The organism is Vibrio sp. OPT20, from assembly GCF_963889365.1.
Lineage (GTDB): Bacteria > Pseudomonadota > Gammaproteobacteria > Enterobacterales > Vibrionaceae > Vibrio > Vibrio splendidus.
Genome location: NZ_CAWPOA010000075.1, coordinates 22,916 through 46,011, shown reverse-complemented (window position 1 = coordinate 46,011; position 23,096 = coordinate 22,916). Strand labels below are relative to the sequence as shown.

General features: G+C 43.0%; 24 protein-coding genes. 14 read left to right on the top strand and 10 right to left on the bottom strand.

Annotated features, from left to right (window positions below; translation table 11 throughout):
• The first annotated feature begins 1 nt into the window (after position 1).
• Positions 2–493 (top strand): HEPN domain-containing protein, encoded by a 492-nt coding sequence (locus tag AACR09_RS16505; RefSeq protein WP_193834426.1) that lies wholly within the window; start codon positions 2–4, stop codon positions 491–493.
• A gap of 33 nt (positions 494–526) precedes the next feature.
• Here the strand turns inward: AACR09_RS16505 and AACR09_RS16500 are convergent, their stop codons facing one another.
• From AACR09_RS16500 to AACR09_RS16490, 3 genes are all read right to left on the bottom strand, one after another.
• Positions 527–2,113 (bottom strand): DNA cytosine methyltransferase, encoded by a 1,587-nt coding sequence (locus tag AACR09_RS16500; RefSeq protein ID WP_193834425.1) that lies wholly within the window; start codon positions 2,111–2,113, stop codon positions 527–529.
• Between the two features lie 148 nt (positions 2,114–2,261).
• On the bottom strand, positions 2,262–3,482 hold the full coding sequence (locus AACR09_RS16495) for a tyrosine-type recombinase/integrase (protein ID WP_193834424.1): 1,221 nt from the start codon (positions 3,480–3,482) through the stop codon (positions 2,262–2,264).
• Positions 3,483–3,717: 235 nt separating this feature from the next.
• Positions 3,718–4,584 (bottom strand): YicC/YloC family endoribonuclease, encoded by an 867-nt coding sequence (locus AACR09_RS16490; RefSeq protein WP_004735725.1) that lies wholly within the window; start codon positions 4,582–4,584, stop codon positions 3,718–3,720.
• 283 nt (positions 4,585–4,867) lie between these two features.
• Here AACR09_RS16490 and rph point away from each other — a divergent pair, with 283 nt between their 5' ends.
• A complete protein-coding gene (gene rph / locus AACR09_RS16485) occupies positions 4,868–5,584 on the top strand; it encodes a ribonuclease PH (protein ID WP_004735726.1) in 717 nt (238 codons plus the stop codon).
• A gap of 215 nt (positions 5,585–5,799) precedes the next feature.
• Entirely contained in the window at positions 5,800–6,441 is a 642-nt protein-coding gene (gene pyrE, locus AACR09_RS16480; RefSeq protein ID WP_102487735.1) for an orotate phosphoribosyltransferase, read from the top strand.
• 129 nt (positions 6,442–6,570) lie between these two features.
• Here the strand turns inward: pyrE and lpxL are convergent, their stop codons facing one another.
• The 3 genes from lpxL to coaBC form a co-directional block, all read right to left on the bottom strand.
• Positions 6,571–7,551 (bottom strand): LpxL/LpxP family Kdo(2)-lipid IV(A) lauroyl/palmitoleoyl acyltransferase, encoded by a 981-nt coding sequence (gene lpxL, locus AACR09_RS16475; RefSeq protein WP_193834423.1) that lies wholly within the window; start codon positions 7,549–7,551, stop codon positions 6,571–6,573.
• A 39-nt stretch (positions 7,552–7,590) separates the two neighbouring features.
• The gene (gene slmA, locus AACR09_RS16470; protein WP_016768952.1) at positions 7,591–8,181 is read right to left on the bottom strand and encodes a nucleoid occlusion factor SlmA; all 591 of its coding nucleotides are present in this window, start codon (positions 8,179–8,181) and stop codon (positions 7,591–7,593) included.
• A 139-nt stretch (positions 8,182–8,320) separates the two neighbouring features.
• Positions 8,321–9,562: a bifunctional phosphopantothenoylcysteine decarboxylase/phosphopantothenate--cysteine ligase CoaBC gene (coaBC, locus tag AACR09_RS16465; protein WP_102487733.1), complete on the bottom strand. Its 1,242-nt coding sequence runs from the start codon at positions 9,560–9,562 to the stop codon at positions 8,321–8,323.
• Positions 9,563–9,785: 223 nt separating this feature from the next.
• On the opposite strand from coaBC, the gene radC reads away from it, so the two are divergent.
• From radC to AACR09_RS16435, 6 genes are all read left to right on the top strand, one after another.
• Complete coding sequence (gene radC, locus AACR09_RS16460; protein ID WP_026012282.1) at positions 9,786–10,460, top strand: RadC family protein; 675 nt, start codon at positions 9,786–9,788, stop codon at positions 10,458–10,460.
• A gap of 292 nt (positions 10,461–10,752) precedes the next feature.
• The gene (rpmB, locus tag AACR09_RS16455; protein WP_004728407.1) at positions 10,753–10,989 is read left to right on the top strand and encodes a 50S ribosomal protein L28; all 237 of its coding nucleotides are present in this window, start codon (positions 10,753–10,755) and stop codon (positions 10,987–10,989) included.
• 13 nt (positions 10,990–11,002) lie between these two features.
• Positions 11,003–11,170, top strand: a complete 168-nt coding sequence (gene rpmG, locus AACR09_RS16450) for a 50S ribosomal protein L33 (RefSeq protein ID WP_002535344.1) — start codon at positions 11,003–11,005, stop codon at positions 11,168–11,170.
• Positions 11,171–11,517: 347 nt separating this feature from the next.
• Positions 11,518–12,072 carry a hypothetical protein gene (locus AACR09_RS16445; protein WP_193834422.1) on the top strand — a complete coding sequence of 185 codons (555 nt, stop codon included), beginning with the start codon at positions 11,518–11,520 and terminating at the stop codon, positions 12,070–12,072.
• Positions 12,073–12,074: 2 nt separating this feature from the next.
• Positions 12,075–12,884 carry a bifunctional DNA-formamidopyrimidine glycosylase/DNA-(apurinic or apyrimidinic site) lyase gene (gene mutM / locus AACR09_RS16440; protein ID WP_151408853.1) on the top strand — a complete coding sequence of 270 codons (810 nt, stop codon included), beginning with the start codon at positions 12,075–12,077 and terminating at the stop codon, positions 12,882–12,884.
• A 91-nt stretch (positions 12,885–12,975) separates the two neighbouring features.
• A complete protein-coding gene (locus AACR09_RS16435) occupies positions 12,976–13,980 on the top strand; it encodes an NAD-dependent epimerase (protein WP_193834421.1) in 1,005 nt (334 codons plus the stop codon).
• Positions 13,981–14,125: 145 nt separating this feature from the next.
• On the opposite strand, the gene AACR09_RS16430 is transcribed toward AACR09_RS16435, so the two are convergent.
• The 3 genes from AACR09_RS16430 to AACR09_RS16420 all read right to left on the bottom strand — a co-directional run bounded on the left by AACR09_RS16430 (position 14,126) and on the right by AACR09_RS16420 (position 16,793).
• Positions 14,126–14,878: a glycosyltransferase family 25 protein gene (locus AACR09_RS16430; protein WP_102445962.1), complete on the bottom strand. Its 753-nt coding sequence runs from the start codon at positions 14,876–14,878 to the stop codon at positions 14,126–14,128.
• 348 nt (positions 14,879–15,226) lie between these two features.
• Complete coding sequence (coaD, locus tag AACR09_RS16425; RefSeq protein WP_193834420.1) at positions 15,227–15,709, bottom strand: pantetheine-phosphate adenylyltransferase; 483 nt, start codon at positions 15,707–15,709, stop codon at positions 15,227–15,229.
• Position 15,710: 1 nt separating this feature from the next.
• Positions 15,711–16,793 (bottom strand): glycosyltransferase family 9 protein, encoded by a 1,083-nt coding sequence (locus AACR09_RS16420; protein ID WP_193834419.1) that lies wholly within the window; start codon positions 16,791–16,793, stop codon positions 15,711–15,713.
• Between the two features lie 96 nt (positions 16,794–16,889).
• Between AACR09_RS16420 and AACR09_RS16415 the strand changes: the two genes are divergently transcribed.
• Both AACR09_RS16415 and AACR09_RS16410 read left to right on the top strand, forming a co-directional pair.
• Positions 16,890–17,612, top strand: coding sequence for a 3-deoxy-D-manno-octulosonic acid kinase (locus AACR09_RS16415; RefSeq protein WP_102445965.1), 723 nt, complete (start codon positions 16,890–16,892; stop codon positions 17,610–17,612).
• Entirely contained in the window at positions 17,613–18,722 is a 1,110-nt protein-coding gene (locus AACR09_RS16410) for a hypothetical protein (protein ID WP_193834418.1), read from the top strand. It abuts the gene before it with no gap.
• Positions 18,723–18,727: 5 nt separating this feature from the next.
• Here AACR09_RS16410 and waaA read toward each other — a convergent pair whose 3' ends face one another.
• Entirely contained in the window at positions 18,728–19,984 is a 1,257-nt protein-coding gene (gene waaA, locus AACR09_RS16405) for a lipid IV(A) 3-deoxy-D-manno-octulosonic acid transferase (protein WP_193834417.1), read from the bottom strand.
• 132 nt (positions 19,985–20,116) lie between these two features.
• Here waaA and AACR09_RS16400 point away from each other — a divergent pair, with 132 nt between their 5' ends.
• Genes AACR09_RS16400 through AACR09_RS16390 form a run of 3 tightly spaced genes read left to right on the top strand, consistent with a single transcriptional unit; the run spans position 20,117 to position 23,045 of the window.
• Positions 20,117–21,148 (top strand): UDP-N-acetylglucosamine 2-epimerase, encoded by a 1,032-nt coding sequence (locus AACR09_RS16400; RefSeq protein ID WP_108086641.1) that lies wholly within the window; start codon positions 20,117–20,119, stop codon positions 21,146–21,148.
• Positions 21,149–21,157: 9 nt separating this feature from the next.
• Positions 21,158–21,949 (top strand): glycosyltransferase family 2 protein, encoded by a 792-nt coding sequence (locus AACR09_RS16395; protein WP_193834416.1) that lies wholly within the window; start codon positions 21,158–21,160, stop codon positions 21,947–21,949.
• Positions 21,950–21,959: 10 nt separating this feature from the next.
• Positions 21,960–23,045 carry a glycosyltransferase family 4 protein gene (locus tag AACR09_RS16390; protein ID WP_193834415.1) on the top strand — a complete coding sequence of 362 codons (1,086 nt, stop codon included), beginning with the start codon at positions 21,960–21,962 and terminating at the stop codon, positions 23,043–23,045.
• The last annotated feature ends 51 nt before the right edge of the window (positions 23,046–23,096 follow it).

Below are 23,096 nucleotides of genomic sequence, written 5' to 3'. Positions count from 1 at the left end.
TATGTCACGTCATTCTCGCCATAATAGCCACGATAAATACAGAAGTAGAATTGATAGTTTACTTAAGTCATATGTGGCAGAAGATAGTAGTCCTGAAGCTCAAGCTCATAACGCTAAGTATTTAGCGGTCTTAGTATCAGGATACTTAGAGCAAGCTGTAAAAGAGTTGCTGCTGCAATATGCATCACAAGGCTCAAGGAGGCAGATATCTAGATATGTCGAAGAAACCTGGCCTATTTCAAAAAATATGAATACTGAAAATATTAAAACTATTCTAGGTCAGTTTAATTCCAATTGGAGCGATAACTTTCTGGAGTGGCTAAAAGATAAAGATGATAGGAAAAATGATATAAATTCAGTAGTTAGCTGGAGAAATAGCATTGCTCATGGGCAAGAGTCTAAAACGAATGGTGTTACTCTTGTTTCCGTCCGTAGAGCTTTTTCTACTATTAGTGAGCTAGTCTCGTTTATCGATACCCTAATTAAGTCATGATCAATTAGGGTTGTCTCGACCGAAGCATTTACATCATCGACTCTTTGATGTGGATGCTTGTTTTTGTATTATTTTGGAAATAACGTTACCTAACTTTAGTCCTAATAGTGGAGGAACAGCATTACCAACTTGAGTATATTGAGGTACTTCACTGCGTCTCATAGTTCCCCCTGTAGTTACTTTTGAGCGAAATGTAAATGCATCAGGAAAGGATTGGATTCTAGCCATTTCTCGAACTGTTAAGGTTCGTAGTTCGTTACAATCGTAATGGCATGCATCGTCAGGTATAGACAAAGCCGCAGGGGCTGGTTGATTTTCATCTAGTGCGCGCTGACTTCGTTTTTTTGTCGAGTGTTCTTTCAGGTAACTAATAAAGTCTTCTTTTGCTCTAAAATTTACGTATTCACCTTCTGGAGATACAAACTTATGTGGTTTCAATTCTTTCCAAGCTGTATTGTTAAGATGAACTGATCCACCTTTTAAAATGTCAACAACTTGCTTTCTTGCTTCTTGACTGCTTTCTTGAAGTACTTGATAAACCCGAAACCTTCTCTTAACTCGATCGCTATTTTTTCTTGGTAAGTGATTAGATATAGGAGTCGCTTTACCTAAAATATCTGCAAAACTGTCATTTAATGTATTGATAAATTTTGATTTGTTGTTTTTATGAGTAAAGCATAAATCATGAATAGCCATTTTCACAGACACCTCTGTACTGCCAACAAGAGGTGCAAGAAATGAATTTCTAAATAACTCTAGATCTTTATCAATGTTAACGTCATAACAGTGATAGTCTTGTATATTGACGTTTTTACCGCCTCTAATACCTTTAAATAGATCTGCGCAAGGGGTAAGTAGTTTAGTTTCATACTCGTTCAAAGACGTAGATATACTTGTATAAATATCCTCTCTAATTGCGAGCATTATGAAACGAGGTCTATTTTGAGGAACACCTACTAATCGTGCATTTATATGTAGACACAATGGTATATAACCTTGTTTCGCAAAGGTTTTAGCTACTTCAAACCAAGCATGGTATTTTACGCCATCTTCATTAAAAGGTCTTAGTATACCAGAAACGTTTTCGAGAATTACCAGCTTAGGTTTCACCATACCTACAAATTTCGCGAACTCCCAAGGTAATAAATTTTTATCACAGTCTTTTTTTCTTAGTCCTGCCAAACTAAAACTCTGACAAGGTGGTCCTCCGGATACAAGATCGATACCATTATTTCCGAACCCACTTTTTATATCTTCAAGCAGTTTAGGTTCAGACTCTAACAATTGATTTAGGTGAATGACATTCCCGACCAAAAGGCTTCCTTGTAGTTTTTGGTATTCGTTAGGTATGTCTGTATGCCCTGCACCTAGATCTGGATACTCAAAGGGGTTTTCTCTAAGTCGGTTGCTTAAGTCTGGATATTGACTACTAAGCCAAAAGGTTTTCTTGCTTTTTTTTTCTTGCTTCGAAAGTGAATATAGGTCTTCGCCTAATAAATTATATGCAAACGTTTCGGCTGCCATTGGCGATAGTTCATTAGCTAATGTAAGCTCAAGCCCAGCTCTAGCTAAGCCTAAAGATAATCCGCCACATCCCGAAAACAGCTCAATATGATTCAAATTTATACTCACTTATATAATATTTAGATCTAAATTCTAAAACATTAGTTTTTAAAGGTCCAGGATATTTTCGAAGATTATTCGAAACCCGTTTAAATCCTCTCGTATTCAGTTCAGCTTTAATAACAACTGCCAAGAGTTTGATCGCCTAAACAGACCAGACACTGTCTTTTACTAGCTCAGTGACTTTCTCAAGTGCCTCTCTACGCTCCTCAAGATAATCATAACGGTCATAAATACCTTCCACTCCTTTAATTTTATGATTTAAACAGCGTTCGGCAATATGGCTAGAAACTCGTTCTGAAGCGAGTAGGCTACGGCAGGTGCGGCGTAGATCGTGAACCGCAAAGTGTTTGATATCGCCCATTTTATTTGGTGGTTGTACCTTACGACCGGACTCTCGACCAAATAGCTTTGAAATAGCTCTATTCAATGTGTCTTTGCCCATGTGAGGTACTTTGCTTTCCCTTCTATTCGGGAAGACGTACTCCGAGCCACAAGCTCGCATATGCAGTTCTTTAAACCATTCTATGCACAGCTCCGGAAGAGGAATAGTGAAACTTGTGCCAGATTTACTTCTCTCGGCTGGTAAGTGCCATAAAGCACCACCAAAATCGAACTCTGCCCATTTTGCTTCTGTTAGTTCTGACTTACGAACCCCAAGACAAAGAAGCAGAGTACAGGCTAGGTAGTTGTCTCGATTGAAACTATATATATTTTGATTGAAGACGGAAAAAACATGTTTAATCTCTTCCAGTTCTAGTACACGATCTCGGCTCTCTTCAATGCCACCAGCATCATAGTTAGAAAATGCTAGTGCAGGGTTAGACTCAATAACACCAATCTTCATACCGTGTTTAAAAAGCTGCTTACAATACATTAGCGTGTCATTGGCTGTGGTTGGACGGCCACTGTCAGCGACTATTTGGATGATGTTACGGATATCTAAAGGGGTGACACGTTTCAACGTGTATTGACCAATTTGCGGAGAGATCTCTTTCTGGTAGATACGCTTAGGTATATTGGGGTGCTTGAGCCTTTTGGACAAATCCTTGTACCAGTCTTCGAAGAGATCATCGATTATTTGTATATCAGCTTGTTTACTCCGCTTTTTTTCTGCAATTGGGTTAATCCCTTCGCTTATTTGCTTTCGAAGCTCAGCAGCTTTCAACCTTGCATCGGCAAGAGAAAGTTCATCGACCTTGCCAATTGTCATCTCCTTTCTTTTCTTAAAAAGGGTGTACCTTAGCATCCAGTACGGTCGACCTACTCTAGGAATCATTAGATAGAAACCATCACCATCGGCATGACGACCTGTTTTTTGGTCTTTTACTATCGCCTTAACTTGGTTGACGGTGAGATTACCCATCTCTATCTCCTTGAATTTATAGCTCTAATAGAATTTATTATTACATCACCCTCCAGAAGTGGGGAGTATGTTGTGATATTTATACTACGGTGGGGAGTAAATAGCAAAGTGCTACCCACGATACTCCCCGTTTGTTCGTGGCTGTTGATGAATTTTATGGATGTGTATGGATGGTAAAAATAACAAAGCCCTTATAAACAAGGACCTTGTGGAAGTGTTTGGAGTAGAGGGGAATCTACTCAATATTCTGGATCTGCTCACGCATCTGTTCGATAAGAACTTTGAGCTCTACGCCTGATGCTGTTATGTCTGTGCTGATAGACTTAGACGCTAGTGTGTTTGACTCACGGTTGAACTCTTGCATCATGAAGTCTAGCTTACGGCCACAAGCGCCACCTTTCTTCAGTACTACATTTGCTTCTTTCACGTGAGAGTCTAGACGGTCTAGCTCTTCTGCTACGTCTGACTTCTGCGCAAGTAGGATAAGTTCTTGCTCAACACGAGAACCTTCAAGTTCAATTTTAGCATCTTCAAATTTGGTAAGAAGGCGCTCACGTTGCCATTCTAGGATCTCAGGCATGCGTGCACGAACTTTCACGACTTCTTCAGTGATTGCATCTAAGCGCTGTACGATGAGCGCCTTCATGTTCTCGCCTTCACGAGCACGAGCATCAATGAACTCTGCAATAGCATCGTTAAATGCTTCCAGTAGATCTTTGTTGATGGCATCCATGTCTTGCTCTGGCGTTTCCATCACGCCAGGCCAGTTCATGACTTGGAATGGGTTCAAACGGCTGTCTTCACCTGTCATCGTCATAACTTGGTTAGCGGCATTGATCACCTGCTGAGCCAAACCTTCGTTAATGCTTAGTTCACCCTTTGCTGCTGGGTTTGCTTCGAAGCGTAGGTTACATTCAACCTTGCCGCGCGCTAGACGCTTACGGAAACGCTCACGCAAGATCGGCTCTAAACCACGGAACTGTTCAGGCATACGGAAGTAAGTTTCAAGGTAGCGTTGGTTTACACTACGGATTTCCCATACTGCTGTACCCCAATCGCCTTTTACTTCTTTGCGTGCATACGCGGTCATACTATAAATCATCGAATTTTCCTGTCTTTTATCATTCTGAAAATAACGCGCACGCATAGTATCACGATACGGGGTGCACCCGAAGCCTGTCGCTTTTCCGCGATAAATAGCCTTTCACGGTAAGTATCTTTGAGTCGTAAGTCGCTTTAAGTCGTAAGTCGCTTTGAATGGTAAATAGATTTGAAAGATAAACTGCTATATAATCTTGCCCCAATCAAAACTGTCTCACCCCTTTCTTAGGTGATGCACTCTTTCGATAGTAAATCACTTCAGACTGTTAATAAGGTAGATACCAATGCGTCCAAATGACCGCGCTGTAGATCAAATTCGTCCAATTAAAATTACTCGTAACTACACAGCTTATGCTGAAGGTTCTGTATTAGTTGAGTTCGGCAACACTAAAGTTCTATGTAATGCGACGGTAGAAGAAAACGTACCGCGTTGGTTAAAAGGCCAAGGAAAGGGTTGGGTAACCGCTGAATACGGCATGCTTCCACGTGCAACGCACACTCGTAACCGTCGTGAAGCGGCGAGCGGTAAGCAAGGTGGTCGTACGATGGAAATCCAACGTCTGATCGCGCGTAGCCTACGTGCTGTTGTTGACCTGAAAGTAATGGGTGAAATCATGATCACTGTCGATTGTGATGTTATCCAAGCAGACGGCGGTACACGTACTGCTTCTATCTCAGGTGCAAGCGTTGCAATGGCTGATGCTATCAACAGCTTACTTGCAAGCGGTAAACTGAAAAAGAACCCAATGAAAGGCCACGTAGCGGCAGTTTCAGTGGGCATCGTTGGTGCACAAGCACTGTGTGACCTTGAGTACGTTGAAGACTCAGCAGCTGATACCGACATGAACGTTGTAATGACGGAAGACGGTAAGATGATTGAGATTCAAGGCACCGCAGAAGGCGAACCGTTCAGCCACGAAGAGCTGATGCAGCTTTTAGCCCTGGCGAATAAGGGCATTACCGATATCGTCGAAGCGCAGAAAGCTGCGTTGGCCGACTAGTTTCTAGATAGCTCCCACATTGGGGGCTATTTTTTTATCTTCTTCGTATTCGCGCCCTCCGCGTTGTTAACTGTGCTTACTCACCCGAATCACTTACTACTCGTAAGCTCACGGGTTTCGTAAGCTTGTTGCCTAGCGGAAAACACGACTACTTAGAAGATACTAAGAAGAGTTTAAGTTAATTAAGTTTTATTGGATAAACGTAGAGGAAAAACATGAAAGCATATCAACGTGAATTTATTGAATTTGCACTAGAGAAAGAAGTACTTAAGTTTGGTGAGTTTACTTTAAAGTCTGGCCGTAAGAGCCCTTACTTCTTCAATGCTGGATTGTTTAATACAGGTCGTGACCTAGCACGCTTAGGTCGCTTCTACGCAGCAGCATTGGCAGACTCAGGTATTGAGTTCGACGTACTATTTGGCCCTGCGTACAAAGGTATCCCAATTGCAACGACAACAGCGGTTGCACTAGCGGATCACCACGATGTGGACACGCCTTACTGCTTCAACCGTAAAGAAGCGAAGAACCACGGTGAAGGTGGCAACCTAGTGGGTAGCGAACTTGAAGGTCGTATCATGCTAGTGGATGACGTGATCACTGCAGGTACTGCGATCCGTGAGTCGATGGAAATCATCCAAGCAAACGGCGCTGACTTAGCGGGTGTGCTTGTTGCGATTGACCGCCAAGAGAAGGGCAAAGGCGAATTGTCTGCGATTCAAGAAGTAGAGCGTGACTTTAGTTGTGCGATTATCTCAATCGTTAGCCTGACTGATCTGGTGACCTTCCTTGAAGAGAAAGGCACCGACGCAGCACATCTAGAATCAGTCAAAGCGTACCGCGCTCAATATGGTATCTAATTCGTAAACTGAAGAAGTTGAACCTGATGGTTTAGCGCTCTAGGTTAAGAATCGAAAAAGTAAAAAGGCCCGAGAGAGATAACTCTTTCGGGCCTTTTACTTTTCTATTGAGATGAGCTGCTTTCTTATCTATTTATAACGAATACCGCGCTCAATTTCTGGGTCTTCCATGGTTTTGAAACGCTTGTGCAGCCACATCCATTGCTCTGGCGCTCGCAAAATAATCTTCTCAAGATAACGGTTTAGATAAGCGGCCGCGGCTTTTTCATCTTTGCGTGGATAGTCATCTTCGATGGACTCATCCGCCATGATTTCATACTTACCATCGGCATTTCTAAAACCAGACCCCGGAACAAGTGCACATCGGCTAGTGTAAGCCAGAATACTGGTGCCTGTTGTGGTACACGCATCTTCTACTGCGAAGAAAGGCACAAACACAGACTTGTTGCGGCCATAGTCATGATCCGGCAGATAGAAAAGGATCTCACCCTGACGCAGGATTCGAATCATACGCTTCACGTCTTTACGGTGAATAAGGCGATTGCCGTTCTGAGTACGACCACGGTATTGAATGAATTCGTAAGCTGGGTTGTTGTGCGGGCGATAAACACCTAAACCAGAAATACCAAGAACGGCCATTGCTCTCGCAGTGATCTCTAGGTTCAAAGCATGCACACAGCACAACAACACACCTTTACCGTTGGCTTTGTGAGTTCGTAGTGTTTGGGTGTCTTTATCCACTAGGATTCTTTTGAAACGCCACGTTGGCCAGAACCAGGTAATGCCCGTTTCGATCAGCGCCATACCGGTATTTTTAAAGTTTTCACTGACCATGGCAGCGACTTCGTCTGCTGGCTTATCTGGGAAGGCGAGTTCCAAGTTACGTATTGCGACCGCTACGCGCTTTTTACCATAGTGAGCCCCAAGAGAGCCCAATGAACGACCTAGCAGTAATAATATACGGTAAGGGAGAACATTAACGATAAGCGCCAATAGCCCAAAACCGAACCACACTCCCCAGTATTTAGGGTGGAGTAGTGCCAGAGTAAAAGGTGGCTTAGTAATAACGTGTTGTGCCGTACTGTTTGTCGGAGAAGTTTTCGTCGTCATAACCATCACTTAAGATTTGATTGCTACTTAATTTGATTGCTACTTAATCTGAGCGCTCAGCAGTGCCCAATAAGCATCAAAGTTTTCTGTCGGTTGATATTTGAAGTCAGAACGTACAAATCGATTCAGGCTGCCTTCAACCTGACCGAGCAGTTGAGCCGCTAAGATCTTCTCATCAACCGGGAACGATTTCCCTTCACGAAGCTTTCTTTCACGCAGGATTTGTCGAAGCTGAGTTTCAATACGCTCAAAAAGCTGATTGATGCGTTCACGCAGGCGTTCATTTTCAAACATTAGAGCATGACCCGACAAAATACGAGTCAATCCAGGGTTACGCTCAGAAAAGACCAAGATAAGCTGCATGACTAAGCGAATACGCTCAAGTGTGTCTTTCTCTTCATCTAGAATACGGTTGATTCGAGACATCAACGCTTCTTCAATGAACTCGATCAGGCCTTCAAACATGCGAGCTTTGCTTGGGAAGTGGCGGTAGAGCGCAGCTTCAGATACGCCGACTTGCTTGGCCAACTTTACCGTTGTGATACGAGAAGCACCTTCGGTCGATTCCAACATTTGTGCGAGAGCTTGTAGGATTTCTTCACGACGGTTTGATTTTCGAGTACCAGCCATCTATTTACTTCCTTTCCTAAAGATGAGGATTGAGTGAAGCAGGATTATAAACACCATTCAATTCTGTTTCCTAGTTTTGTGAGCCCTAGGTCAACAGAATCGAGAGGTGTCAGCAGATTGTCAGAGCAAATTTGTGCGTTTATGCACCAATAAGCTGTTGGATCTGATCGAGGATCTGGAAACCAAGGGTATCTTTGCTATCCAGTGGCAGAGATTTATCACCGTCTTTCCAATAAAGGTGCAATTCATTACTGCTGCTATTGAAGCCTTGGCCTTCGACAGAAACGTCATTGGCGCAAATCATGTCGAGGTTCTTTCTTTCCAGTTTACCACGAGCATATTTCTCAACATCTTGAGTTTCTGCAGCGAAGCCAACAGTAAATGGGCGACCTTCGGACATTGAGGCTACAGAAGCGACAATGTCCGGGTTCTTAACCATTTGAATGGTCATGTCATCTTTACCATCGACCTTTTTAAGCTTTTGGTCTGCAATGGTCTCAGGGCGGTAATCGGCAACTGCGGCGCAGCTGATGAAAATATCGTGTTGAGCCGCGTTGGCACTAACGGCATCAAACATCTGTTGTGCGCTGTCGACATCAATACGATTAACCTTGCTTGGCGTCGCTAATGAAACAGGGCCACTGATTAGAGTCACTGTTGCGCCTTGTTTCGCGGCCGCTTCAGCCAGTGCATAGCCCATCTTGCCTGAGCTGTGGTTGGTAATGTAACGCACCGGGTCGATGGCTTCACGAGTTGGGCCTGCAGTGATTAACACAGAGCGGCCAGCAAGTGGTTTAGGTTGGAAGAAGTCTTCGCAACGGTGCACGAGCTGCATTGGTTCTAGCATGCGACCCATGCCGACATCACCACAGGCTTGTTCGCCAGCAGCGGGTCCCCAGATTTCACAGCCTCGACGTTTTAGCGTGGCGATGTTCTCTTGAGTTGCTGGGTTGCTGTACATTTGTTGGTTCATTGCTGGGGATACCGCAACTGGCGCATCGGTTGCTAAAACCAAAGTGGTCAGTAGGTCGTTACCCATGCCTGCGGTCATGCGCGCAATAAGATCTGCGGTTGCGGGAGCTAGTAAAACGAGGTCAGCCCATTTCGCTAGCTCGATGTGTCCCATGGAAGCCTCAGCAGCAGGATCAAGCAAACTATCAGACACTGGCCTTCCAGAGACGGCTTGCATGGTGAGAGGAGTGATGAACTCCTTGGCTGCATTCGTCATCACGACTTGTACTTGCGCCCCTCGTTCAATTAAGCGTCGAGTCAGTTCGGCACATTTATACGCAGCGATACCACCACTAATGCCAAGTAGGATTTTTTTCCCAGCTAGGCCTTGTAGGTCAGCGTTATCCAGTTGATTAACCAATGTTTGCATGATTCTGTTCCTTAATTTCTCTGGGACTTACGATATCAGAACAAAGGATTAGTGCCTAGAAGCAGAATTGGAACAGACTTGATGCTCATCAAATTGGTGTTATCAAACTTATCAATTACACGGTTTTGCTAGCGACTCGTTTCCTTTTCTCTTTATCAAAGGATCTCTGGTTGCAAGCTCATTAAGCTGATGGATCGTATTCATGACCCTAAATAGCCTTTATATGCCTATAAGTAAGATGCCTGTTGAGTCGATGCCAAGAGAAAAGTTACTGAGTCGAGGGCCAGATTCTTTAAGTGATGCGGAGTTGTTAGCGATATTTCTTCGAACGGGTACACAAGGAATGAATGTTTTAGAGCTTTCTGACAAGTTGATCAAAGATTTTGGTTCACTGCGCCAACTTTTTTCTGCAACCGAGACTGAGTTTTGTGCTCATAAAGGGATGGGGCAGGCGAAATATGTCCAGTTGCAGGCCGTTTTAGAGATGACGCAACGTTATTTGGCCGAAACTTTATCTCGAGGCGATGCACTCACTAGCCCAAGCCATACCAAGTTGTATCTTTCGAGTATATTGCGCGATCGCCAGCGAGAAGCCTTCTATATCTTGTTCCTAGATAACCAAAATAGAGTAATAAAGGATGAAGTGATGTTTGAAGGAACCATCGATGCCGCATCAGTTTACCCTAGAGAAGTAGTGAAACGGGCACTTCATCATAATGCAGCAGCATTAATTCTGGCGCATAACCATCCTTCTGGTGTCGCGGAGCCAAGTCAAGCAGATAGGCGAATTACACGCAGATTAACCGACGCATTGGCGCTGGTGGACATCCGAATTCTCGACCATTTTGTGGTTGGAGATGGTGAAGTTATCTCTTTTGCAGAGCGCGGATGGATTTGAATCACATTTTAGGTTGTTAGTTGCGTTAAATCTGCTATCATTCCGCCCACATTTTAGAACCTTAAATCAGCTCTGATTACTCAAATAGCTGCCCTGTTCAAAAAAAGATCACGAAATCCTTAAAAAGGATCTGTTCGGGTCTTGAGCAATGCATGTCAAGTTAGTATAATACGCGACCTTTGATAGCCTTGAATGGATTTTCCATTATGGTTTTTACCTCTATTTTCAGAATTGATAGAGAGGTTCGGCCACCAAGGTTGATATCGAGCTGAAACGATTTGGAGAGACATTCATGTCCCGAGTATGTCAAGTAACTGGTAAGCGTCCAGTAACGGGTAATAACCGTTCACACGCACGCAATGCTACCAAGCGTCGTTTTCTGCCGAACCTACAAACTCACCGTTTCTGGGTAGAGAGCGAAAAACGTTTTGTTAAACTACGTCTAACTGCTAAAGGCATGCGTATTATTGATAAGAAAGGCATCGATGCTGTTCTTGTTGATATCCGTGCACGTGGCGAAAACGTTTAAGAGGAATTAAGCAATGGCTAAAGGCATTCGTGAGAAAATCCGTCTAGTATCTTCTGCTGGAACTGGTCACTTCTACACAACTGACAAGAACAAGCGTAACATGCCAGGCAAATTTGAGATCAAAAAGTTTGATCCAGTAGTTCGCCAGCACGTTATGTACAAAGAAGCTAAAATCAAGTAATTGATAGCCCCTTTGTCTCTTCTTTTATAGAAGAATAAATTAAAAACCCAGCTTATAGCTGGGTTTTTTTATGTCCAAAATTTGGGAAGCCCCATTGTTTTGAGAGGTCTAAGGTTTTTTGAGAAGCTTAAGCTTTTTCGAGAAGACTCAGTGTTTTTGATAGACGTAAGTTTCATTGGCTCAATTTGGCACCTACCGCACAGACGTTACACTTGCCGATGGGCTTATGTGATAGAAAACAGCGCAACATAGAAAGTATCGCCTTTTTCACGATATACTGAACACTCAATAGGTTAGATGAGCAGAATCAGATGAGATATCGTGGACGTCGATGGAATAACATACTCATGTTAAGCGTGATTGCTTTTATTGGGGTGTTAAATCTTCCAACCTTGATCAAAACGTACCTTATCGAACCTGAGCCTGAATCTGAACTTCAGGTAAGCAGTCTTTATCCTTACCTTTTAAACCCAACAGCCGAGCTTCAAGCTTTGCACTTTGCTAATTGGTCAGTTGTGCTAGAAGACGATCATTGGGTTTATCAATTTAAAGAGACAACACTTCCTCAAACTACCAGTGCACAAGAGTTGTCGCAGCGATGGAAAGAGCTTGTGGGTACCGAAGTCGACTCTCAAACCTATACCGACCTCTCACCACAACTGAATACCCCGCACACCATCGAGGTGTGGTATCAAGATCAAGAAGAACCACAACGCATTACCTATTATCAACTGCCTCAGTTCTGGCTGCTAAAAAACTGGAATGATCAGTGGTTGGCGGTGTCTATTGAAGAGAGCTACTTGTTTCCAAGCTTTGGCTCAGACCAGTCCTTTAAATCAGACAAACTATCTACATCAAACAAGCAGTCTATATCAGACAAACCAATGAAATCGGACGACTAACTATGCCTGAATTACCCGAAGTTGAAGTAAGCCGCATGGGGATCTCGCCTCATTTAGTTGGCGAGACGATTAAATCCCTGACTTTTCGCACGCCTAAGCTGCGCTGGGATATCCCTCAAGAACTTAAGAAATTAGAAGGGCAGGTGATTCGATCAATCTCGCGTCGCGCAAAGTACCTATTGATTGAAACCGATATGGGCACAGCTATAGTTCACCTCGGTATGTCTGGTTCATTGCGTATATTAGATGCCGATTTTCCTGCAGCAAAGCACGATCACGTGGATCTTAAGCTCACCAATGGCAAGGTACTGCGTTATAACGATCCGCGCCGCTTTGGTGCGTGGCTCTGGTCGGCGCCTGATGAGATACATACTGTATTACTGGGATCTGGCCCTGAGCCACTAACCGATGACTTCAACGCTGATTACATTGCTGAGAAAGCAGAAAAGCGTAAAGTGGCCGTCAAACAGTTCATTATGGACAACAAAGTGGTGGTCGGTGTGGGAAATATCTACGCAAATGAAGCACTATTTTCTTCACGAATTCATCCACTTCGCCCTGCTAATAAGATAACTCAAGCCGAGTGGGTCTTGTTAACTCAAGAGATTAAAGAGGTACTTGCGACTGCTATCAAACAAGGTGGCACTACTTTAAAAGATTTCGCGCAAGCAGATGGCAAGCCGGGGTATTTTGCTCAAGAGCTACAAGTGTATGGGAAAGCCGGTGAAAAGTGCCCTAACTGTGAAGCTCTAATTCAAGAGTTAAAAATAGGGCAGAGGAATACGTTCTTTTGTGAAGAGTGCCAAGTTTAAAAAAACTGAACTTACGTTAACTTTTTACTGCTAGTAGATATGCGGGCTAGTCGCTACAATTACATTAATGATACGAATTGAGAATAGTAGAATGAAATATTTAGTAACTGGCGTTGCCGGTTTTATCGGCTCCGCAGTGTCAGAGCGACTATGTGCGGCAGGACATGAGGTTATCGGTATTGATAACTTAAATGATTACTACCAAGTCTCTTTAAAACATGACCGACTAAAACGCATTGAACATGAAAACCTGACTTTTATCGAGCTGGATCTTGCTGATAGAGAAGGCATGGCGAAGCTGTTTGCTGAGCAAAAGTTTGACCGTGTGATTCATTTAGCAGCGCAAGCTGGCGTTCGTTACTCAATTGATAATCCAATGGCGTATGCCGATAGCAACCTTGTCGGTCACTTAGCTATTCTTGAAGGCTGTCGCCATAACAAGGTTGAACACCTCGTTTATGCATCATCAAGCTCTGTTTATGGCTTGAATCAAAAAATGCCATTCCATACAGCAGACAGTGTTGATCACCCGATCTCACTATACGCAGCGACCAAGAAGTCGAATGAGCTGATGGCACATACCTATTCTCATTTATATGACGTACCAACGACAGGCCTTCGCTTCTTTACGGTTTACGGCCCCTGGAGCCGCCCTGATATGGCGATGTTTAAGTTTGCGAACTTAATCGTGGCGGGTAAAGAGATCGACATCTATAACAATGGCGATATGATGCGCGACTTTACCTACATCGATGATATCGTTGAAGGTATTATCCGTGTTCAAGATCGTATTCCAGCTAAGCAACCAGATTGGACAGTAGAGCAAGGTTCACCAGCAACCAGTTCTGCGCCGTATCGTGTATTTAATATTGGCCATGGTAGCCCCGTTAAATTGATGGATTACATAGAAGCATTAGAAGGTGCTCTAGGTGTTGAAGCGAAAAAGAACTTCATGCCAATGCAGCCAGGTGATGTGTACGCGACTTGCGCTGATACTGACGATCTGTTTGAAGCAGTTGGCTATAAGCCTCAAGTGAAGATCCAAGAAGGAGCAAAAGCTTTCGCGGATTGGTATAAAGCCTATTACTCGCTTTAAAAAGTCACGGTTTCATTAAAAATAGCGCTCAATGAGCGCTATTTTTATAGGCAATCGCATGGTTATTTTTTAATTATAAATACAAACATAAGCATAAATATAAAGAGAGAGGGGACAATTTAATGTGAGTTTACTTTTCCTATCTCTAGAACTTTGGTCTGAACTCTTTATCTAGGACTGCAAGGTGATAAAGGTTTGTTGATAGATTGAGTGCCATACTCTTTATTTTGTTCACAATCTTCATAAAGGCTACAGAATAGTCTTTTCTACCTTTATGTTTACGGCTACCGATAATTGACGGCCGTTTACTACGCTGCAATCCTGCAGAAGAAACACCAAACATGGGATGTTTATGAATCCAAGTATTCCGTAAGAATACATCGACTGGATAATTGAAAGTTGAACTTTGTTCGATGAAAGCTTGTGCAGCTTTGGGAGATATAGCGTAACAGGCGGTTCCTTGAGGTACTTTCAAATACTTTACAAGGTGTTGGGTATCGTACCTATCAACTGAGTAATGTAATTTGTTCTTACTGTCTTGTAAGCGAATAAAGCCACACTGCTCAATATGCTGCTCGGCGATAGTCAGTGTATTACGAAATATGTCGATATCAATATCGGCATGATCTTCGAAGACTAAAACTGGCTCATTGAGCTCGATACATTTTTGCCAAATAAGGTAGTGGCTTGCATAACATCCAACTTCTCCAATTGCATGCGACCTACCCATATTGTGTAAAAAAGCTCTATCGTGAATTCTTGTTAGTAGAGGGTGTTCATCGGTTCGCGCATCCACCCCAATAAAAAACTCAAAATCAACCTGAACATCCTTAAGGGTATCTGCTGTTGATTTTTGCCTACAATGATTTGCTTTTAAGGTAATACAGTATGATTTCATAGAGCTATATTGATGTATTTATTTATAATGAACTATGTTATCACTCGCCTAGTTTTTTGTAATGATTGTTCACTTAGTTAGCAGTTATGGTTGTGACGGGCTTCAAGAATGTTGATGCATCGTGGCTTGATTCACTGTTATAGGCTCTGCAGTGCTAGAGAGGCTATGCGTGAGGCGTATGACGTTGTTGGTATTCACCGGAATTAGTACAAATAGGCCTTTTTGAAATACGATTTCCTAAAGCGTACTGAGAATGAAAACTTGATTTTTGTCTAGCCTCTACTCGCTTTAAACTTCATAGCATTTACAAAAATAGCGCCAACGAGCGCTACTTTTTCGATGAGAATACTACTTGGCTGTTTTTATTTTAATTTCGTCTGCTACTTTTTGAGGTACGAACTGACTTATATCCCCACCATGGATAGCCACTTCTCGAACTATTGTCGAAGAGAGAAATGCATACTCTTCTGAAGGGGTTAGAAATACACTCTCAAGGCCCGGCAGTAACTTCCGGTACATGCTCGTGAGACCAAACTCGTATTCAAAATCCATTGTTGTTCTCAAACCACGCACCAACACGTTAGCTTTCTGTTGTTTGGCAAAATCTACAAGTAATCCAGAAAACCCTTCAACAGATACATTAGACAGGTGAGCTACGGCATCGCGTAATAGCTCTACTCGTTCATCTAATTCAAACATGGTCTTTTTACTTGGGCTCGCCGCTACTCCAACGGTGATATGGTCAAACATACTCGCGGCACGAACAATAATATCAAGGTGGCCATTGGTCACAGGATCAAAAGTCCCTGGGTAAATAACGTGTGTGCTCATATCAGCTGTCCTTGCTTAATGTAGTGTTCGAATTCGGTGCTTTACTAGAGTTTAAGGCCTTATCGAGTTTCTGCTTTACCATCTCGACGGTGATGTCCTTCATTAGATCATCGCCTTTTGCGCGAGTTCCCCATGGAAGGTCTGCGACTGGCTTACCTTGTTGCGTTTCTACATGCTGTTGATAAACACTCACTACGATATCGAGATCGTTGTAAGGGCCTGTTCTACGAGGATCGCTGTGTGCGTACAAGCCGATTACAGGCGTTGACTGCGTAGTTGCCAAGTGAGCTGGGCCAGTATCAGGTGCCAATACCACCGTTGCATGTTTCAGTACGGCAGTCAGTTGCTTCAAGTTCGTTTTGCCAATCAAGTTGGTTACTGGCGACTGGCATAATTTTTCGATGTCGCTACCTAGGTTAACTTCTCTTGGTGCCGGAGAACCACATAACACCACTTGCATGCCTTGTTCGACAGCATAATCAGCAATAGCTGCATATCGCTCAGTTAACCAATTGCGTGAATCTTTGCTTGCAGCTGGGGAGATAACCAAGGTCGGCTTGTCTGCCATAGTGCTGATTGCTAATTGTTCATCTTCAGGTGTTAAAGGGATATCCCATTGAGGCTTATCAAAAGGCACACCAATGTAGCGAGCAAATTCGGCAAAGTTATCCAACACATGAAACTTATCTGAAATAGGTAGATGGCGGTTGGTAAAGAGTGACTGCATTTCACGAGTACGGTTTTTGCCAAATCCCACTTTGCACTTCGCCTTGATCCCCCAAGATAGCACGCTGGCTCTGAGTGCGGCTTGCATGTGCAGAAGTGCATCAAATTTACGATCAGATAGCTGACGCCATAATTCACGCATTCCTTTGAAGCCTTGTTTCTTATCGAAAACAATCACCTCAATACCGGGTAGATCGCCGATCAGCATGGCTTCTATTTTGCCCGTTATCCAAGTGATTTTCGTTTCAGGCCACTGCTTCTGGATGGCTTGAACTACAGAAATAGCATGACAAACATCGCCAATCGCGGAGAGGCGAAGTATGCAAAGAGATTGAGGTGCAGTTGAGAACAGTGACATAAAGTGCCCGAAAAAAGTGAATAACATCAGAATTATGCAGATACTCGCATTAGTTGTAAAATAGCAATGACGAAAAGCGACCCAAAGGCCTCATAGATGGAAACGATTAGCACCAAGAACCAAACAATTTGGTACGACCCTGAACTTTTGGCTCAGGTACCAGAGGGCGATATCGCTCAGATCTTTGAGGCTGAATATTGGCAGCAACAAGACGCCATTTCAGGCAGTGCTCAAGGACGCGGTACCACATGGTTCATTCAGCTTGATGGAATACAGGCCGCATTGCGCCATTATCGCCGTGGCGGATTGTTTGGGAAGCTAGTCGAAGACCAATATCGTTTCTCTGATTGGGAAAGCACGCGCTGTGCGATGGAGCTTAATGTTCTCAAGGCATTGGCAAACGCAGGTGTGAATGTACCGAAGCCCATTGCTGCTAGAGCCATTAAAAGCGGACTACTTTATCGAGCGGACTTAATGTCTGAACGAATTCCCAATGCCAAAGATCTGGTTGATGTCTTGGTCAATGGCCCAATAGATGCGGATATTTATCGTCGAATTGGGCAAGAGGTACGCAAGATGCACGATGCTGGGGTTAATCATACCGATCTCAACATTCATAATATATTACTTGATGACTCGCAAAAGGTGTGGATTATTGATTTTGATAAGTGTGGTCATCAAGCGGGTGATGACTGGAAAGAAGGCAACTTGAATCGCTTAAAGCGCTCGTTCTTAAAAGAAGTGAACAAGCGTCAGGTTCAATGGCAGGAATCGGATTGGGGATACCTAAATGATGGTTACATGTTGGGAGTTATGTAGATGTTCTTAAATAAAAATCTCATTGTTGGTTTTGAAAACCACGTTTTTACGAAATTGTACATTGATGTACTTATTAGAAAATGTTCGATTAAAGAAGAAGATATAGTTCTGATATCTCTATCTGAAAGCGATCAAATTAACCACCTAAAAGGTACGAACGTAAAGTTAGTAAACTATCGTAATGTTGATCCAGCTGCTCTTGTTAGTTGCAAGACAGTAACTTCAATTAGCTTAAGTCTAAGTAATGCTCCTTTTCTAAAGAGTCTTCTGGAGTGTTCAGATAAATTTATCGGTAAGTTATACATTCACTTGACCGATGATGAAGTAGCTCGTTGGCTCAAAACAATCGACAAGCATGGTAGCTTAATCCAAACGAGAAACAATCAGATTAATGAAGACTGCTTATTTGTCCTGAGCAAAGTTATTAACTTTATTGCGCCAGAACCCTACTTCCGTCCCTCACTTGAAAAAATTCTGAAACGACAAGAACTCAATTTTTATGACGCAAGGGATGCCTTTAAGTCGATGCCCAGTGAGCTGTGGGATGAATTTGAATGTATGCGGTCTAAGTTCGTAGAGGAAACCCAAGCAGAAAATAAAATATTAATAGGTGCAAAAGCTGACTCTTTCACAGTGCTTGAGATTTTGTCAATTATCTATCGTTTAGGTATGGCTGGAGTTTTAAATCAACATAAATTGTTAGTTTTCGTTAAACCTAAAAGAGTGTTTTCTAGGCTCGTTATCGATACATTTTTGGCATTATTCAAGATGAAATGTGTAGTTGATATCAGCTATATAACTCCAACAAACAACATTAATTATAACGCATTGTTCATGTCTTGCTCTGATATTATTTTACAGGGTAGAGGGAGCATGAGCACAGCTAGAAGCTATGTATCTGGTGGTACTGGTAGGATACATGTAAAAGATGGTACACCTAATTTTACTGAGATGGTAGAGGCTGAAGGGATCTCTGTCTATAGCTACAATACGTTGACTGAAATCCCGTTAAGTTTTGATCATAATCTTAAAGTGGACGAGAAAAACCAGAAAATAATGAAAAACCGTTTTTTACATAAGTATCAAGTATTAAACAAGATATATAGTTAATAGCTTTATATTTTCATGAGTGTATTGAGCAACGCCCCTCGGTTTTGCTCAACTACTTGATAAGCCGCTAAGCCTTTAGTTTTACGCAGTTCTGATTGTTTGAACAGTTGTTGGAGTTGGCCTGTGATATCTTGGCTATCTTGACAAATAACCACGGCATTGGCTTCCAGTAGCTTGTCAGTGATCTCGCCGAAGTTAAAATAGCTAGGGCCATTCAGTAAAGGTAACTGCAGGGCCGCCGGCTCTAGAAGATTGTGGCCGCCTACTTTATCGCCCACAAGGCTTCCTCCCATAAAGCACACATCAGCTCCACCGAGTAATACCAACATTTCCCCCATCGTATCAGCAATATACACTTCAATATCAGAGGTGATTGGCTGCTGACTCGTTCGAGTGATGGTGTTGAATTCGTTCTGTTTAGCCAGCTTCGTCACTTGACTAAATCGCTCTGGGTGACGAGGCACAATGATCAGCAAGGTATTAGGATTGTCTTTAAGGAGCTGTTTATGAGCGTCTAAGATAATTTCATCTTCGCCTTGATGAGTGCTGGCCGCTATCCAGACATCACGTTCAAAGCCTACTTGCTCCCTTAATGCCCTACCTTTTTCAATTTGTTCAGAAGAGACTTCAATATCAAACTTGATTGAGCCTGTCACATGGACAGATGACCTATCTAGCCCTAGCCTAGCAAAACGTTCCGCATCACTAGGGGACTGGCAGAGTACTTGAGATAGGTTTTTTGCTAGAAGGTTAAACACAGGTTGGAATTTGGCGTAGCGTTGGCACGAGCGTTCGGATAGACGAGCGTTAAGTACTGAAATAGGAACCCCAGCTTTCGCGACGCAATGCAGTGTGTTTGGCCACAGTTCTGTTTCCATAATCAACATTTGCTTTGGTTTAACTGATTTGAGGAAGCCTCGCACACACCAAAAAAAATCAATCGGCATGTAACGATGCTCGACCAAATCACCAAGCTTGTCTATCTGCTCAGCACCCGTGCTGGTTGTCGTGGAAACAATGATGGCTTGATTTGGATCTCGCTGCTTCAGTTGTTTAATGATAGGTATCGCAGCAATAGATTCACCAACCGACACTGCATGAATCCAGATAGGGCTTTTACCTTGAGTTTGCGGCGTAATACCGAAATGTTCTTTCCAGCGCTTACCGAAACTTGGTTTTCCGGGTTTGCTCTTATAAAGCCCATACAGCAGTAGCGGAGAAGCTAATGACAATATGAGAGTATAGATAAGTCGTATAAGCATAAGAACAGTGACACCAGAAGGTAAAATCAATATTCAGAAGAGTATTTTCTTCAATCTCGAAAGTAAAGAGCGTTATAATTAAATGCTTAGTTGCGCTTTCAAACGGACATGGTGAATTTTATCTCATCGCTTATGCAAACCGATCAAACCTATCGTTTCTTGCTCTACGTCGAGCAAAATTATTCATTTGCTATTCTTCGCCCATTCTATGATTACGCGAAGCAGCTCGGCCACGATGTTAAGTGGTTGCTTGTTGGTGACGAGGCTTCTGAACATCTTTTACTAGAGCATGAACAGAGCGTCTCTTTAGCTGAAGCTGTCTCCTTTTACCCTTCAGCTGTTTTAGTGCCCGGTGATCGCGTTCCTGCTTTTATTCCAGGATTGAAGGTGCAAGTATTTCATGGCTTAAACGAGAGCAAACGAGGGAACTTATACCCTGAGCGTGGTCTATTTGATTTGTATTGCACTGAAGGCCATGAAAGAACAAGTTCGCTTGAGCCGTTAGCTAAACAGCGTGGCTATTTTCAAGTAAAAGAGACCGGGTGGTTGAAGTTAGATAGCTTGTTTAATTATCAAGCTGGTGAGAAGCGTCATGAGAGGCCTCAAATTCTATTCGCTTCCACTTTTTCGCCAAGCTTATCGTGTGCTGAATTGGTTTATGAAGAGCTTAAGCGCCTAAGCCAACAAAGCCAGTGGCAATGGTTAGTGACATTGCACCCTAAAATGAAACAAGAGACACGAGCAAAATATCAGGCGTTAGAAGGCGATAATCTTCTGTTCTTTGATAATGATCGAGTGATAGAAATGCAGCATCGTGCTGATGTGATGGTGTGTGATAACTCATCGATATTTCAGGAATTTTTGTTGCTCAATAAACCCGTTGTTACGATGAATAATCGTGATCCTCAAGCAAGCTTTATTAACATTACTCAAGCCGAGCAATTAGAGTCAGCAATTAAGCAAGCGATGCTAGCTGATGAAGACAGAGATAACGCTATCGCTCATTACGGCCCGTCAATAACGCCATATTTAGATGGGCAATCCTCAGCGAGAGTTCTGAGTGCTATTACTGATGTGCTAGAAAGCGGCTGGCAAGATAACAAGCCAAAAAATTGGATTCGCAACTTTAAAATCCGTAAATCATTAAACTATTGGAAATTCTAGGGCTGAATAATGAGAAAACATACCCTGTCTGTCATTGTTATTACCAAGAATGAAGAAGACCGAATTGAAACTTGCCTTAAATCTGTTGTTGATATTGCCGATGAACTGATTGTTTTAGACAGTGGCTCAACAGATGCAACAGTTGAAATATGCCAAAAATATACAGATAACGTGACAATCACAGATTGGCCTGGCTTTGGTAAGCAAAAGCAGCGAGCTCTAGATAAAGCGACATGTGATTGGGTGCTATCGATTGATGCTGATGAAGCTCTCGATAAAGACATGAGTGACGCTCTTGTTGAACTATTGAAACAAGATCAAATTAAACACACAGCGTATAAACTTCCTTGGGGGGTGACCCTTTATGGGACAACGCTCAAGTATGGCCGTAGCGCTCGTGCAGTCTTAAGGTTGTTCAAGAGAGACGGTTCTCGATATACGCTTGATGAGGTTCATGAGACGGTTGTTTCAGAGCAAGGCTCGACAGGGATATTGAAGGGGTTTCTTCTTCATTACACCCATCGCGATTATGGCCATGGTTTAGATAAAGCAGCGCAGTACGCTTGGCTTGGCTCCCAAAAATACCATCGTAAAGGCAAGAAATCACACGGCTTATTTTTGGCCTTGTTACGAGCGGCATGGACATTCTTCCTTGTTTATATTATTCGCCGCGGCTTTATGGATGGTAGTGTCGGCTTCATTATGGCGATGACCTACGCTCAAGTGAATTTCAATAAATACGTCGGTTTGTGGATTCTTGAAAATCGTTCAGAAGACAGCTCAAAAGACCAAGCCAAATAGGAACTGAGAGATGAAGATTTTAGTTTGTGCATCTTACTTACATGCATGGAACAGTTTACGCCCTGAAGCCGCGATCTTTATTGAGCTTGCGCGTCAAGGTCACCAAGTCACTATCATGACCCAAGGTGAGTCTGAGCATGTCTCAAAGTTAGAAGAGTGCGGCATTCGAGTCGTTGATGGTTATCCAAAGCGTAAAGTTTGTTTTGATACCATTAAAAAGATTCGCCACGAGCTGAAAACGCATGATTACGACATCTGCTATGCTTTTAACTCTAAGACGATCCCCAATGCCGCGTTTGCGTGTATTGGCTTTAACGTTAAATTAGTCGTTTATCGAGGTACAACTGGAGGGTTGTATCGACATGACCCTAGTGCTTATTTAACGCAACTTCACCCTCGTGTAGACGGCATAGTATGTGTTTCTGAAGCGGTTCGACAAGATGTGGTGAAGCGCGTTTGGAAGAACAAAGATAACGTTGTTACCATATACAAAGGGCATGAATTGGATTGGTATAAAGTACCACCAACTGAGCGCTCTGAGTTTGGTTTGAATGAAGATGATGTAGTCGCGATTACTGCAGCGCATGTAAGGCCAAGTAAGGGCATCTCTGTCTTACTTGAGGCGACCAAATACATTACTGCACCGAACTTCCATTTGATCTTAGCGGGCAGCGGCTATGAGCCTCATTTCGATGAGATGAAAGCGAGCCCTATGAGTGAGCGAATTCACTATATTGGGCACCGTACAGATATCCCTTCAATCATGTGTATGGCTGATTTTCAAGTTCAGCCATCGATTAGTGGAGAAGGGCTACCACGCACGATTGTCGAAGCGATGGCAAATGGCACAACCTCAGTAGTTACAACTACCGGTGGCGCTCCTGAACTCGTTGTAGATGGCGAGACTGGTTATATTGTCCCGACCGGTGACGCTAAGGCGTTAGGTGAGGCTATGGACAAGCTCGCACAAGATAAGGCCAAGTGCACAACAATGAGTGAAGCGGCTAAGCAGCGATTAGATGAAAGCTTTAGTTCACGAGTGACAGTGAAGAAGCATTTGGAATTTTTTAAGAGATTGTTAGCCAACGAAAAGTAGCTAGATATCAATTTGTAATTAAAGTACTTAAGTTTAAAAACTTAGGGAAAA

What these genes read in the sequence shown, in the direction of transcription:
- AACR09_RS16505 (WP_193834426.1), top strand. Translation starts at nt 2, where the DNA reads ATGTCACGTCATTCTCGCCATAATAGCCACGATAAATACAGAAGTAGA.
- AACR09_RS16495 (WP_193834424.1), bottom strand. Translation starts at nt 3,482, where the DNA reads ATGGGTAATCTCACCGTCAACCAAGTTAAGGCGATAGTAAAAGACCAA.
- AACR09_RS16490 (WP_004735725.1), bottom strand. Translation starts at nt 4,584, where the DNA reads ATGATTTATAGTATGACCGCGTATGCACGCAAAGAAGTAAAAGGCGAT.
- rph (WP_004735726.1), top strand. Translation starts at nt 4,868, where the DNA reads ATGCGTCCAAATGACCGCGCTGTAGATCAAATTCGTCCAATTAAAATT.
- pyrE (WP_102487735.1), top strand. Translation starts at nt 5,800, where the DNA reads ATGAAAGCATATCAACGTGAATTTATTGAATTTGCACTAGAGAAAGAA.
- lpxL (WP_193834423.1), bottom strand. Translation starts at nt 7,551, where the DNA reads ATGACGACGAAAACTTCTCCGACAAACAGTACGGCACAACACGTTATT.
- slmA (WP_016768952.1), bottom strand. Translation starts at nt 8,181, where the DNA reads ATGGCTGGTACTCGAAAATCAAACCGTCGTGAAGAAATCCTACAAGCT.
- coaBC (WP_102487733.1), bottom strand. Translation starts at nt 9,562, where the DNA reads ATGCAAACATTGGTTAATCAACTGGATAACGCTGACCTACAAGGCCTA.
- radC (WP_026012282.1), top strand. Translation starts at nt 9,786, where the DNA reads ATGCCTATAAGTAAGATGCCTGTTGAGTCGATGCCAAGAGAAAAGTTA.
- rpmB (WP_004728407.1), top strand. Translation starts at nt 10,753, where the DNA reads ATGTCCCGAGTATGTCAAGTAACTGGTAAGCGTCCAGTAACGGGTAAT.
- rpmG (WP_002535344.1), top strand. Translation starts at nt 11,003, where the DNA reads ATGGCTAAAGGCATTCGTGAGAAAATCCGTCTAGTATCTTCTGCTGGA.
- AACR09_RS16445 (WP_193834422.1), top strand. Translation starts at nt 11,518, where the DNA reads ATGTTAAGCGTGATTGCTTTTATTGGGGTGTTAAATCTTCCAACCTTG.
- mutM (WP_151408853.1), top strand. Translation starts at nt 12,075, where the DNA reads ATGCCTGAATTACCCGAAGTTGAAGTAAGCCGCATGGGGATCTCGCCT.
- AACR09_RS16435 (WP_193834421.1), top strand. Translation starts at nt 12,976, where the DNA reads ATGAAATATTTAGTAACTGGCGTTGCCGGTTTTATCGGCTCCGCAGTG.
- AACR09_RS16430 (WP_102445962.1), bottom strand. Translation starts at nt 14,878, where the DNA reads ATGAAATCATACTGTATTACCTTAAAAGCAAATCATTGTAGGCAAAAA.
- coaD (WP_193834420.1), bottom strand. Translation starts at nt 15,709, where the DNA reads ATGAGCACACACGTTATTTACCCAGGGACTTTTGATCCTGTGACCAAT.
- AACR09_RS16420 (WP_193834419.1), bottom strand. Translation starts at nt 16,793, where the DNA reads ATGTCACTGTTCTCAACTGCACCTCAATCTCTTTGCATACTTCGCCTC.
- AACR09_RS16415 (WP_102445965.1), top strand. Translation starts at nt 16,890, where the DNA reads ATGGAAACGATTAGCACCAAGAACCAAACAATTTGGTACGACCCTGAA.
- AACR09_RS16410 (WP_193834418.1), top strand. Translation starts at nt 17,613, where the DNA reads ATGTTCTTAAATAAAAATCTCATTGTTGGTTTTGAAAACCACGTTTTT.
- waaA (WP_193834417.1), bottom strand. Translation starts at nt 19,984, where the DNA reads ATGCTTATACGACTTATCTATACTCTCATATTGTCATTAGCTTCTCCG.
- AACR09_RS16400 (WP_108086641.1), top strand. Translation starts at nt 20,117, where the DNA reads ATGCAAACCGATCAAACCTATCGTTTCTTGCTCTACGTCGAGCAAAAT.
- AACR09_RS16395 (WP_193834416.1), top strand. Translation starts at nt 21,158, where the DNA reads ATGAGAAAACATACCCTGTCTGTCATTGTTATTACCAAGAATGAAGAA.
- AACR09_RS16390 (WP_193834415.1), top strand. Translation starts at nt 21,960, where the DNA reads ATGAAGATTTTAGTTTGTGCATCTTACTTACATGCATGGAACAGTTTA.